Source organism: Pseudomonas sp. B6002 (genome assembly GCF_013385985.1).
Taxonomy (GTDB): domain Bacteria; phylum Pseudomonadota; class Gammaproteobacteria; order Pseudomonadales; family Pseudomonadaceae; genus Aquipseudomonas.
Genome location: NZ_JACAOY010000013.1, coordinates 23770 through 36170 on the forward strand (window position 1 = coordinate 23770; position 12401 = coordinate 36170).

Sequence of the window (12401 nt, forward strand, 5' to 3'; positions counted from 1 at the left end):
ATGAGCAACCAGCACACCGTTTTGCGGGTCGACAACCTCAGCGTCGAGCTGCCCAAGGGCGCCGACCGCAGCCACGCCGTGCAGGGCATCAGCCTGGACGTGCGCAAGGGTGAAATCCTGTGTGTGATCGGCGAGTCGGGCTCGGGAAAATCCGTGCTGTCGGCGGCGATCATGGGCGACTACGCCAAGGGCCTAAAGCATGCCGGTGGCGTGATCGACTTTCTCGGTGACGACATTTGCACCCTGGATGAAGCCCGCCTGCGTGCGTTGCGCGGCAACCGCATCGCGATGATTTTCCAGGAGCCGATGGCGGCGTTGAACCCGGCGATTCGCATCGGCAAGCAAGTTGAGGAGATTTTCGACATCCATGCGCCGCAGATGCCGGCGGCCGAGCGCCGTGAGCGCATGCTCGCACTGCTCGAATCGACCCAACTACCGGACCCGCCACGCATCGCCAACAGCTTCCCGCACCAGCTGTCCGGTGGCCAATGCCAGCGGGTGGTGATTGCCATGGCGCTGGCGATGAACCCGGACCTGCTGATCGCCGACGAACCCACCACCGCCCTCGACGTGACCACCCAGGCCCAGGTCTTGAAGCTGGTGCGCGACCTGCGCGGGCGTGGCCAGCACGGCATCTTGTTCATCACCCACGACTTCGGCGTGGTGGCGCAGATTGCCGACCGCATTGCAGTGATGGAAGGCGGCCGCCTGGTGGAAATCGGCGAGCGTGACCAGGTGCTGAATGCCCCGGCCCACGCCTATACGCGCAAGTTGATCGCGGCAGTGCCGGCGCTGCACCCGGAACTGCATGTACCGAGTGACGACGGCGAAATGGCCTTGCGCATCGAACACCTGACCAAGACCTACAACGTCGGCGGCAGCTCGGTGGCGGCGCTGCGCAATGTGTCGCTGAACCTGCCACGGGGCAAGACGCTGGCGATTGTTGGCGAGTCGGGCTCGGGCAAGAGCACCCTGGTGAAGGCCGCGATCCGCCTGGTGGACAGCGACAGCGGCCATGTGTGGGTGGGTGACACCGACTTCCTGGCGCTGCACGGCTCGGCGTTGGCGGCCAACCGTCGGCGCATCCAGATGATCTTCCAGGACCCGTACGGCTCGTTGAACCCGCGCCACCGCGTCGGTGACATCATCGCCCGTGCCGCCCAATTGCGTGGCTTGTCGGCCAAGGACGCCTGGGCCGAGGCCGGTGACTTGCTCGAGCAGGTCGGCCTCAAGCGCGACGCCCTGCAACGCAAGCCCCGGCAGTTCTCCGGAGGCCAGCGCCAGCGCATCGGCATTGCCCGCGCCCTGGCGATGCGCCCGGAAGTGCTGATCGCCGATGAAAGCGTGTCGGCGCTGGACGTGTCGGTGCAAAAGCAGGTGCTGGAGCTGCTGGCCGACCTGCAGAAGCAGTTGAACCTGAGCATCCTGTTCATCACCCACGACCTGCGCGTGGCGGCGCAGATCAGCGACCACATCGCGGTGATGCGCCAGGGCGAAGTCGTTGAATACGGCACCGCCGAACAGGTACTGCTGCGCCCACAGAACAGCTACACCCAGGCGTTGCTGGCGGCCGCGCCCGGGGCGTCGCAACTACCGGCTGCCGGGCCGCCGCTGAGGCTGATCCGCCCCGCCGCGCACTGAGTTCCACCCCTTTCCCTGCGTCGCAGCGTTCGCTGCGGCAACGGGCTGCTGTTGCCCAAAAAAACCAATAACGAGAGCCAAACCATGCGACCAACCTTAGGCTACTTCGCCCTGATCCCCGTGCTCGGCGCCCTCGCGGCACCGGCCATGGCGATCCAGGTCACCGACAACCTCGACATCGGCGGCGCCATCCGCGCACGCTGGGACTACGACCCCGACCGTGATATCCAGAAGTTCGGCCTGGACACCGCGTTCCTCAGCGCCAAGTACAACTCCGACACCTGGATCGGCGAGGCGCAATACCGCTTCTACGGGCGCTCCTACCCGTACCAGTACACCAAGAACTACGGCGACATCCAGTTCGCCAAGTTCGCCTGGGTTGGCTACAAGTTCAACCCTGACCAACAGGTGCAAGTAGGCCTCAACACCGTGCCGTTCGGCCTGCAGCCGTATTTCGGCAGCACCTTCTACGAAACCCTGGGCAACGTGATCGGCCTGGAAGACGTGCAGCAGATCGGTACCAAGTACATCCAGCAAAGTGGCGACTGGAACATCCAGGCCGGTTACTACCTGCGCCCGGCGTGGCAAGGCAAGGGCACCAGCAAGGGCGTGACCTACTCCAGCGTGATCTCCGAGGCCGACAGCTACGTGGCCGACGGCAGCAACAACCAGGAGCGCAACACCGTGGTGGTGCGGGTGGCCAAGGCCATGGACCTGGGTAACTGGAAATCCGAAGTCGGTGTGTCTGGCCTGACCTCGACCCTGGAGAACAAGGACACCGGCAACGACGGCCGCCGCAACGCAGTGGCCATCCACTACCTGGGCAAGAACGGCCCGTGGGGCCTGCAATTGCAGGCGGCGCGCCAGCAAATGTCGCCGCGCAACGAAGGCACCGACGGCGTGGTGACCCTGGGCGGGTATGACGGCACGTTCAACGTCGCCAGCCGTGGCAACCTGTACGTGGCGGACTTGAGCTACGACGTGGGCGGCAAGTACCTGTTCGACCAGATCAGCGGCGTGAAGCTGTACGCCAACTACAGTGCCTTCGACAAATCCGACAATGAGTTCAAGACTTCGCAGCGGGTGATCCTGGGTACGTCGTTTTCGTTCAGCAAATTGTGGATTGCCACGGAGTGGTTGATCGGCAAGAACGATCCGTACATTGGCGGCAGCAGCTATACCCAGAGCCTGGGGGCTGGGGGTAGCAATCAGTGGGAGAATCAGCTGTACATGAACATCGGGTATTACTTCTAATAGGCGGCGTCATCACTGACGCTATCGCAGGCAAGCCAGCTCCCACATTTTGACCGCGCCGCCGATCAATTGTGGGAGCTGGCTTGCCTGCGATGGGGCCGGTGAAAAAACAATAAAAACAATGTGTGGAACCCGAACCATGCGCCACCTGCCCTCTCTCAACATGCTCCGTGTCTTTGAAGAAGTTGCCCGTCACCGCAGCTTCAGCCAGGCAGCCGTGGGCCTCAATGTCACCCAGGGCGCGGTCAGCCGTCAGATCAAGCAACTGGAAGACTACCTCGGCGTCGCCCTCTTCATCCGCACGCCCCAGGGCCTGTCCCTGACCGAAGCCGGCTTTGCCCTCTCCCCGCACCTGAGCGACGCCTTCGACCATATCGAACGCGCCCTGCAAGCCGTGCGTGTGCCCAACCTGCGCCAGCGCCTGCGCATCGTGGCACCGCCGACCTGGGCCACGCGTTGGCTGTCGGCGCACTTGCGCAGGTTTTGTGAGCGCTACCCGGACATCAACCTCAGCGTCACCCACCAGAACAGCCACGCCAGCCTGGCCGAGATCGACTGCCAGATCCGCTTCGGCCTGGAGGCCAACGCCCAGTGCAGCAGTGAGCTGTTGGTGATGGAACGCCACATTGCCGTGGCCAGCCCCGAAATGTTCACCGGCGACCAGCCGCCCGACCTGCGACGTTTTCCGTTGCTGCATATCCTGCACGACGGCAAGCGTTTGAAGGTGTGGGAGAACTGGCTGGCGGCCATGGGCCGAGACGACATTGATGCGGACCAGGGCCTGGAATTCAGCACCCTGGACCAGGTGATCCACACCGCCCTGGCAGGCGGTGGGCTGGCGGTGATCGACCGGCAGATGATCGAACGCGAGCTGGCCAACGGCAGCCTGGTGCCGATCACCCCCGTGGAAGTGATCGGCCCATACGGCTATTGGCTGGATGTGGCGACGGACAAACAGGGTTTATCCAAGGTTCGCCTGTTTACGCAGTGGCTGGGCCAGGTTAGCAACCCCTGAGTTCATTGTTATCTATCGAGTTATTGTCCGGCAAAGTGAGTTGCAAATATTCCAGCTTCAATCCGAACTCAGTATTCAACCTTTTCAGAAACTGGCCCGTGTCGGCATCAAGCACGGGCTCAGCAACAATAAAGAGCTTCTCTGGCTCAAGCCCCATAGGCCGATAAGCATATTCAAGCAACTGCCCAAGCGCTTCTCGAACGGCACTGGCAGCTGTAGAACACACTTTGACTTCGTAGAGAAAGCAACGGGTATCGCTAACTCGAACCAAAGCATCTGCGAAACCTCCAGAACCAGTCGCTTGCTCTGTTTTCACTTTTGTATCGCCATACTGCTCACACAACTGATGATACAAGCAGGTTTGCAGTTGGTTGTGCCGCAACAGGATTTTACGCAGGGTTGCCGGCACATTAGCGTACGCCGAATGTGCGCGCTCACGATGCCCGGGCTTGAAGGTAGCCAGGAAGTTTTCACCGCGTAACTGTTCGTACACAAACCAGGGAAACATATTACGTTCGAGGCCCGCTTCATCGAATGAGGCTATTGCAGTCAAATGTCGTGCGAGCGCTTGCGCTCTATGCGCCCAGTTACCCTCCGGTGCGGAAAAACCGGTGTATTTGCTCATCCAGGCAATGACTTTTTCCTGCATGGCTGCCTCAGCCAGCGTGTGGTAAACCTTTGGGTGAAGGGTTGCAAAAGCGCGGGCTGTCAATAGCTTAGGTAGTTTTGAAATTCGTCTTTCGTCACGCCACTCCGTTAGCTGACGAATCACTGACTGAAAACTTTCAGGGCTTCCATCCGCTACGATTTTAAGGGTTAGCGCCTCAAAGTCTTCGCGTAGAGCGTTGACAGAAGCTGCACCTAACCCCCCTTTTCCGACATTGCAGACATTGTTATCTTTTTCACTCCAGACGAGATCGACGATTTCAGCTGTCCGTCCCTCTTCAATAGCGCTACTTACGGTTGTCAGCGTGTCCCAGTAACGAGGTTTCCATATGCTCTGGTACGGGTTATCTGGCTCAATGAACCTCTGGATAAAAATCTCCGCCTCTGGCTGAAGCCTCGGTGCGTCATTTGAGGATGCAAAAACCTGCCCATCGTTTTTTAAACTGACTGGAGAAAAAAACTCGTCCAAAATCCGGCTCCACGCGCTGACAACCTGATGAAATTTGAAGTCAAGTTACGCCGTTCCTCCCGCACGGCATAGACGAGTTCAAAACGTTAAGTAGCCGCGCGCTTTATATTGGCGCAACAGTACGGACTGCCTGCGTTTCAGAAGAACCACCCTCCACTGGGCTTTGCGCCTTGCACGCCTGGTTCAGGGTCAGGGACTTGGTCTCCGGCGCCCAGGCCCAGGAGATGATCGCGCCAAACACCAGGATCGCCGCAAGAATACCCATGGTCGGGCTCAAGCCAATCCCGGCCACGCTCACCGGCAACAGGAACGTGCTGACTGCCGAACCCAGGCGGCTTACCGCCGTGGCCAGGCCGATGCCGCTGGCGCGCACTTCGGTGGGGAAACTTTCGGCCGGGAACACGCCCACCAGGTTGCTCACCGCAGACAGCACCAAGGTGAACACGCCGAAGGTCAGCACCATCAGCCACGCCAGGCTCCCCGGCAATACCGCCAGCAGGAACAACGCCGCCGCGAGGATGATGAACGAGTTGATCAAGAAGCCCCGGCGCGAGAATTTCACCGTGCACCAGATACCGATCAACGCGCCGACAATCAGCAGCAGGTTGAGCAGCAACTCGGTGCCAAAGCCCTGGGACAAGCCCATCTTCTGCAGGATCGACGGCAGGAACGTGTAGATCGCAAAGTACGGCATCACGATGCACACAAAGAACAGGCAGTTGAACGCCGTGCGCTTGCGGTATTCACGGCTGAACAGCACGCCGTAGCCGGAGCGGGTTTGGGTGGCGGGCTCTTCATCCAGCACCACGTGTTCACCCAGGTGTTTCTTGACGATGGCACGGGCTTCGGCAATACGCCCACGGTTGACCAGCCAGCGCGGGGATTCCGGGGTGCCGATTCGCGCAATCAGGATCAGGCCGGCCGGGATCGCCGAAGACGCCAACATCCAGCGCCAGGCATCGTCGCCCAGGCTGAGCATCGCGGTGCCGACAAAGATCGCCGCCACGTAGCCGAAGGTCCAGATCACACTGAACGAACCGAGCAGCACGCCACGGTGTTTCTTCGGCGAGAACTCGGCCAGCATCGCGTGGCCGACACTGAAGTCACCGCCCAGGCCAATGCCGATCAGGATGCGGCACAGCAACAAGCCCATGGCGGTTTCAGCGTAGAACTGCATCACCGAGGCCACGGTGATCAGCACAAAGCTGACCAGGAAGATTTTTTGCCGGCCGAGGGTGTCGGAGATCCAGCCAAAAAACAGGCTGCCCAGAAACAGGCCGATCAGGGCCGAAGCGCCGATCAAGCCTTGCCAGAACGCGTCCAGTTGCATCTGTGGGCTGAGCAGGGTGAAGGCGATGCCGATGAGGCCGAGGATATAGCCGTCGGTGAAGTGCGCGCCAAATGTGAGGCCGGCGATTTTCAGGTGGAAACGGCCGATGGGCAGGTCGTCGATTTTGACGGGTTGAGCAGTCATGGGTGTTCTCCATATTGTTTTTCTTGACGGAGTAACAGCGGGCTTGCGCCTTGTATTTGCCCTTTGTGGGAGCTGGCTTGCCTGCGATAGCGGTGGATCAGGTGACACTGGGCAGCTGGCAGACCGCTATCGCAGGCAAGCCAGCTCCCACAGGGGTTTAGTGTTGTTTGGACGCGGGTGGCTTAGAGGCCGCCCATCAGCAGGTATTTGATCTCCAGGTAATCTTCCAGGCCGTACTTGGAGCCTTCACGGCCCAGGCCCGATTCCTTGATGCCGCCAAACGGCGCGACTTCGGTGGAGATGATCCCTTCGTTGATCCCGACCATGCCGGCTTCCAGGCCTTCGGCCATGCGCCACACGCGGCCGATGTCACGGCTGTAGAAGTAGGCCGACAAGCCAAACGGCGTGTCGTTGGCACGTGCCAGCACCTCGGCTTCATCCTTGAAGCGGAAGCATGCCGCCACCGGGCCAAAGGTTTCTTCCTGGGCGATCAGCATGTCGCCGCTGGCTTCCGTGAGGATGGTCGGTTCGAAGAACGTACCGCCGAGCGCATGGCGACGGCCACCGCACAGCAACGTGGCGCCCTTCTCCAACGCGTCGCCGACATGGGCTTCGACCTTGGCCAACGCCGCAGCGTTGATCAGCGGGCCTTGCTCGGTTTCACCGTCCAGGGCGCTGCCGACACGCATGGCGCTGACCGCTTCGGCCAGTTTGCGGGTGAACGCGTCGTACACACCGTCCTGGATGAAGAAGCGGTTGACGCACACACAGGTCTGCCCGGTGTTGCGGAACTTGGAAGCCATGGCGCCTTTGACGGCGGCTTCCAGATCGGCGTCGTCGAACACGATGAACGGGGCGTTGCCGCCCAGTTCCAGCGAGACTTTTTTCAGGGTGTCCGCCGCCTGGCGCATCAGCAGCTTGCCAGTGCGGGTAGAGCCGGTGAACGACAGCTTGCGCACCACGCTGGAGGCTTGCAGCGCGCCGCCGATGGCCACGGCATCGCCAGAGACGATGTTGAACACACCGGCCGGAATGCCCGCCTGCTCGGCCAGCACCGCCAGGGCAAATGCCGACAGCGGGGTTTCTTCCGACGGTTTGAGGATCATGGTGCAACCCGCCGCCAGCGCCGGCCCGACCTTGCGGGTGACCATGGCCAGGGGGAAGTTCCACGGGGTGATTGCCGCGACCACACCGATGGCTTCCTTGACCACGATGATGCGCGCGTCGGCCTTGTGGCTCGGGATCACGTCACCGTAGGCACGCTTGGCTTCTTCGCCAAACCATTCCAGGAAGCTGGCGGCGTAGACCACTTCGCCCATGGCTTCGGCCAAGGGTTTGCCCTGCTCCAGGCTGAGCAGTTGTGCGAGGTCTTTCTGGTTGGCCAGCATCAGCTCGCTCCAACGCTTGAGGCGCTGGCTGCGCTCCTTGGCGGTGAGCTTGCGCCAGGCCGGCAACGCACGGTTGGCAGCGTCGATGGCCAGGTCGGTTTCCTCGGCGGCAGCGCGCTGTACATCAGCGATCAGCGCGCCATTGGCCGGGTTGAGCACCGGGTAAGTCGGGCCACCGCTGGACCATTGGCCATCGATGTAGTTACCCGTACGGATCAGCGGATTCATGCCACGGCCTCGATCAAGTTGAAACGGTCCAGGCCCGGACGGGCCTCACGCAGGATGCGCTTGCCGGCGGTGTAGTCGTTGATCACATCGCACGGGGTGTAGTTGCGTTCCAGCTCGTGGAGTTCTTCGGCGTCCAGCTGGGTGTCCAGGGCCGCCAGCGCGCTGTCGAATTGTTCGGTGGTGTCCGCCCCCACCAGCATCACGTCGACACCCGGGTGGTTGGCGACCCAGGCCTGGGCGATCTGCGCGTTGGACACGCCACGGGCACGGGCCACGCGTTGCACCGAGTGAGCGATGTCGAACGACGCCTGGTCGGCGTACATCTGTTGGGTGAAGAAGTCGGTCTGGTTGCGGGTGGACTGCACTTCACCGGTGAGCAAGCCACGGGCCAGCGGGCTGAACACCGAGACGCCCAGGCCCTGGTCGCGGCAGAACGGGATCATCTCGCGCTCTTCTTCGCGGTAAGCGCAGTTCAGTTGCAGCTGCATGTTGATCGGCTTGACCCAACCGTTGCGCTCGCAGGCCATGAGGATCTTGGCCAGTTGGCCGGTGAGCATGGTCGACACGCCGATATAGCGGGCCTTGCCGGAACGCACGATGTCGTTGAGGGCGCACATGGTTTCTTCGACGGGGGTGTTCACGTCGAAGTAATGCAGCATGAACACGTCGACATAATCCATGCCCAGGCGGCTCAAGGACAGGTCGATGCTGTCCATGATGTGCTTGCGCGAATGGCCGCTGGCGTTGATGCCGCTGCGGGTGCCGTAGCCGACTTTGGTGGTGACCACGATGTCGTCGCGGCGCGCCACGCGCTTGAGGATGCGCCCCACCACTTCTTCGCCGACACCGGCGGAGTAGAAGTCGGCCAGGTCAATGAAGTTGACGCCGTTGGCCAGGGCGTGGGCGACGATGGGCTCACTTTGCTTTTCGTCGAAGATCCACGGTTTCCAGTCCGGGGTGCCCATGTTCATGGTGCCCAGGCACAGGCGCGAGACTTGCAGGCCGGAGTTGCCCAGTCGAGTGTATTGCATGGGATTCTCCTCAGGCCTTAGGCGTGTAGAAAGGGTTGCTGATGTGGTTGACCACGTCCGCCAGTTGCGCGGTGTACGGCGTGCCGGTCAGGGCGGCGCGGATCGCGGTGCGGCAGGCGTTGTAGTTGTTCAGGTAGACGGCATCCAGGTCGTCGCAGCCCGGGTTGACCCAGTTGGCCGTGACAATGGCCCACTCGTCTTCGGCTTCGGGCGGCAAGGTGCCGTCGAGCAAGGCTTCCAGCACGGCCTTGGCGATACCGGCCTGGGACGCGCCCCAGGTGGCGTTGCCGTGCAGGTCGCTGCTGATTTCGGCCTTGTTGACGTAGAGGGTCATGGGCTTGACCGGGATGTTCGGCTGGGCGATCACCATGAACGGGCAGTGGCCCTGGCTTGGCGACGCCAGGCTGTTGGCAAACGCCTGGCCGGCCGGGCCGTTGCGCGGGCCGATGAGGATGTTGATGTGGGCAGCATTGACGCCTGGGCCTTCGAAGCCTTCGCCGATGTACAGATCAAGTGCTTTCATTTTCGCAAACGCTCGTTGTTGTTATGGGGAGCTGGTTGGCGAATTTTTAGCACTCGGCCTCGGGGCGGCCGTAACCATTAAAAGTCATGGGGGTGTGAGTTTTCCTCATACCCCTGCTACAAGGCGCGCTCCATCTTGATGATCTCAAGGCGAACCGGGCTGTTGCCCCGGCTGAACGTGCCTTCGCCGACCTTGCGAAAACCGAAGGAGGCATAGAATTTTTCAGCGGTGCGGGTGGCTTCCAGGTAGGCCTTGGAGTGGCCTGCGGCTTCGATCCGTTGCAAGGCTTCATTGAGCAACAGCGCACCGATGCCCTGCCCGGCTGCGTCACCGCGAATGAACAGCTTGCTGACTTCATGCCCGTCGATTTCGATGAAGCCCTGGAGGCGGTCATTACAGGCAAGCCACAGGTTGCCGGCGTCGATGGCGGCGCGGTAAGTCTCGGGCGAACGGCCGTCGAGCCACATGGCGATCTGGTCGGCGTCGTAGTCGGCAGTGCAGAGGTTTTCCACCGAGTGTTTATGCACCTGAAAGATGTTTTCGGCGTCGTCCTGGGTGGCTGGGCGGATGCGTAGATTTTTCATTCCCTTGAAATTCCATGTAAGGCCAATGTACTAAGGCTTTATAGCTGAACAGGCGCCTGGCAGCGACCCATGACCGCACATCTTGTGCGTTGACCATCCTTATTACACACCATATAGTGTGCCCACAAACAAAACAGACCACTACATAGTGTGCAGTATCGGTATTTACCGACCACACTATGCGCAGTATTTCAATGCCTTGAAGCCTGCAAATCGCACATTTATGGACGGGTTCACACACCGTCAGAACAGACCAGGAAGGAGTATTTCGATGCTGAGTTGGGATGAAGTCGACAACGAAGACACCGGTGCAGCGGTGATCAAGGGCGCCAACGCCGGCCACGCCACCGAAGCCAACATGGACCGCCTCGACGGTGCCGGCGCCGCTGCCGCCATCGAAGCCCGCGCCGTCACCGCCAGTGACTCCGCCGCCATCAAGCGCGCCAAGGCCGCCCTCGACAGCCTCGACGTCGCCGAAGGCCTCGCTGAACTCGAAGGCGCCTCCGCCCGCGTCGCCGTTGACGAAAAGCGCATGATCAACTGCCGCGCCGACCTCAACCAACTCGTGCCCTTCAAGTACGACTGGGCCTGGCAGAAGTACCTCGACGGCTGCGCCAACCACTGGATGCCGCAAGAGGTCAACATGACCGCCGACATCGCCCTGTGGAAAAACCCCGAAGGCCTGACCGACGACGAACGTCGCATCGTCATGCGCAACCTCGGCTTCTTCTCCACCGCCGACTCCCTGGTTGCCAACAACCTGGTGCTGGCCGTGTACCGCCTGATCACCAACCCGGAGTGCCGCCAGTACATCCTGCGCCAGGCCTTCGAAGAAGCGATCCACACCCACGCCTACCAGTACTGCATCGAATCCCTGGCCATGGATGAAGGCGAGATCTTCAACATGTACCACGAGATTCCATCCGTCGCGAAGAAAGCGGCCTGGGGCCTGAAGTACACCCGTTCGATCTCCGATCCGAAGTTCGAAACCGGCACCGTCGACACCGACAAAGAACTGCTGCGCAACCTGGTCGCCTACTACTGCGTCCTCGAAGGCATCTTCTTCTACTGCGGCTTCACCCAGATCCTCTCCATGGGCCGTCGCAACAAAATGACCGGCGTCGCCGAGCAGTTCCAGTACATCCTGCGCGACGAGTCGATGCACCTGAACTTCGGTATCGACGTGATCAACCAGATCAAAATCGAAAACCCGCATTTGTGGGATGCCGAGATGAAAGAAGAAGCGACCCAGATGATCCTGCAGGGGACTCAGTTGGAGATTGAATATGCGCGGGATACCATGCCTCGCGGTGTTCTCGGCATGAACGCGGCGATGATGGAAGACTATTTGAAGTTCATCGCGAACCGTCGCCTGTCGCAGATTGGCTTGAAGGAAGAGTACCCAGGCACGACCAACCCGTTCCCGTGGATGAGCGAGATCATGGACTTGAAGAAAGAGAAGAACTTCTTCGAGACCCGTGTGATCGAGTACCAGACCGGCGGCGCGCTGAGCTGGGATTGATTGGGTAGGTAGGAGCCGGCTTGCCGGCTCCTACAGGGTTTGCGTTCACTCTCGTTAAAAAGTTTTTATGCCCAATCAAACCATCAAGACGCCCTGCGTCGGCTTGTGCTCCACCGTTTACGGGGACCTGGTCTGCCGGGGCTGCAAGCGTTATCACCATGAGGTGATCCAGTGGAACGGCTATAACGCCGAGGAAAAGCAGGCGGTGTGGTTGCGCCTGGAGCAGTTGCTGGTGCAGGTGATGGCCAGCAAGCTGGAAGTGTTCGACGCCCACCTGCTGCGCCAGCAGCTGGAAAGCCGCAAGATCCGTTTTGTGCCGCACCAGTCGCCGTATTGCTGGGCCTACCAGTTGATTGCCCGGGGTGCACGGGTGATTTCCAAGCTGGAGGCCTATGGCCTGGCGCTGCTGCCGGAGTTTCGCGAGCGGCACCTGGCGGATTTGCGCGATGCGATTGACCGGGAGTTTTTCCTGTTGTCGGAGGCGCATTACGAGCGGTACATCGCCCCAGGTTTCCTCAAGGAAGCCTTCGGCCCTGCCCTGATTGCCACTATCTAAGCAACACCACAAAACCCATGTGGGAGCTGGCTTGAACTGGCCTAATGATT

11 protein-coding genes are annotated in these 12401 nt (G+C 60.9%); 5 read left to right on the forward strand and 6 right to left on the reverse strand.

Going from position 1 to position 12401, the window contains the following annotated elements; genetic code table 11:
- The 3 genes from HX792_RS18885 (at nucleotide 1) to HX792_RS18895 (ending at nucleotide 3910) form a co-directional block, all read left to right on the forward strand.
- Nucleotides 1-1641, forward strand: a complete 1641-nt coding sequence (locus HX792_RS18885; RefSeq protein WP_176997502.1) for an ABC transporter ATP-binding protein — start codon at nucleotides 1-3, stop codon at nucleotides 1639-1641.
- Nucleotides 1642-1725: 84 nt separating this feature from the next.
- The gene (locus HX792_RS18890; RefSeq protein ID WP_176997503.1) at nucleotides 1726-2895 is read left to right on the forward strand and encodes a hypothetical protein; all 1170 of its coding nucleotides are present in this window, start codon (nucleotides 1726-1728) and stop codon (nucleotides 2893-2895) included.
- A gap of 139 nt (nucleotides 2896-3034) precedes the next feature.
- Nucleotides 3035-3910 (forward strand): LysR substrate-binding domain-containing protein, encoded by an 876-nt coding sequence (locus HX792_RS18895; protein ID WP_176997504.1) that lies wholly within the window; start codon nucleotides 3035-3037, stop codon nucleotides 3908-3910.
- On the opposite strand, the gene HX792_RS18900 is transcribed toward HX792_RS18895, so the two are convergent.
- From HX792_RS18900 to HX792_RS18925, 6 genes are all read right to left on the reverse strand, one after another.
- Nucleotides 3897-5045 carry a hypothetical protein gene (locus tag HX792_RS18900; protein WP_176997505.1) on the reverse strand — a complete coding sequence of 383 codons (1149 nt, stop codon included), beginning with the start codon at nucleotides 5043-5045 and terminating at the stop codon, nucleotides 3897-3899. The genes HX792_RS18895 and HX792_RS18900 overlap by 14 nt on opposite strands.
- Nucleotides 5046-5148: 103 nt before the next feature.
- Complete coding sequence (locus tag HX792_RS18905) at nucleotides 5149-6519, reverse strand: MFS transporter (RefSeq protein ID WP_176997506.1); 1371 nt, start codon at nucleotides 6517-6519, stop codon at nucleotides 5149-5151.
- Between the two features lie 182 nt (nucleotides 6520-6701).
- Nucleotides 6702-8135, reverse strand: coding sequence for an NAD-dependent succinate-semialdehyde dehydrogenase (locus tag HX792_RS18910; RefSeq protein WP_176997507.1), 1434 nt, complete (start codon nucleotides 8133-8135; stop codon nucleotides 6702-6704).
- A complete protein-coding gene (locus HX792_RS18915; RefSeq protein WP_176997508.1) occupies nucleotides 8132-9166 on the reverse strand; it encodes an aldo/keto reductase in 1035 nt (344 codons plus the stop codon). Before HX792_RS18915 ends, HX792_RS18910 begins: the two co-directional genes overlap by 4 nt.
- Before the next feature lie 10 nt (nucleotides 9167-9176).
- On the reverse strand, nucleotides 9177-9689 hold the full coding sequence (gene fae, locus HX792_RS18920) for a formaldehyde-activating enzyme (protein ID WP_016974617.1): 513 nt from the start codon (nucleotides 9687-9689) through the stop codon (nucleotides 9177-9179).
- Nucleotides 9690-9805: 116 nt separating this feature from the next.
- Entirely contained in the window at nucleotides 9806-10273 is a 468-nt protein-coding gene (locus HX792_RS18925; protein WP_176997509.1) for a GNAT family N-acetyltransferase, read from the reverse strand.
- A gap of 271 nt (nucleotides 10274-10544) precedes the next feature.
- On the opposite strand from HX792_RS18925, the gene HX792_RS18930 reads away from it, so the two are divergent.
- Nucleotides 10545-11795: a ribonucleotide-diphosphate reductase subunit beta gene (locus HX792_RS18930; RefSeq protein ID WP_176997510.1), complete on the forward strand. Its 1251-nt coding sequence runs from the start codon at nucleotides 10545-10547 to the stop codon at nucleotides 11793-11795.
- Nucleotides 11796-11862: 67 nt separating this feature from the next.
- On the forward strand, nucleotides 11863-12351 hold the full coding sequence (locus HX792_RS18935) for a DUF1289 domain-containing protein (RefSeq protein WP_176997511.1): 489 nt from the start codon (nucleotides 11863-11865) through the stop codon (nucleotides 12349-12351).
- Nucleotides 12352-12401: the final 50 nt, after the last annotated feature.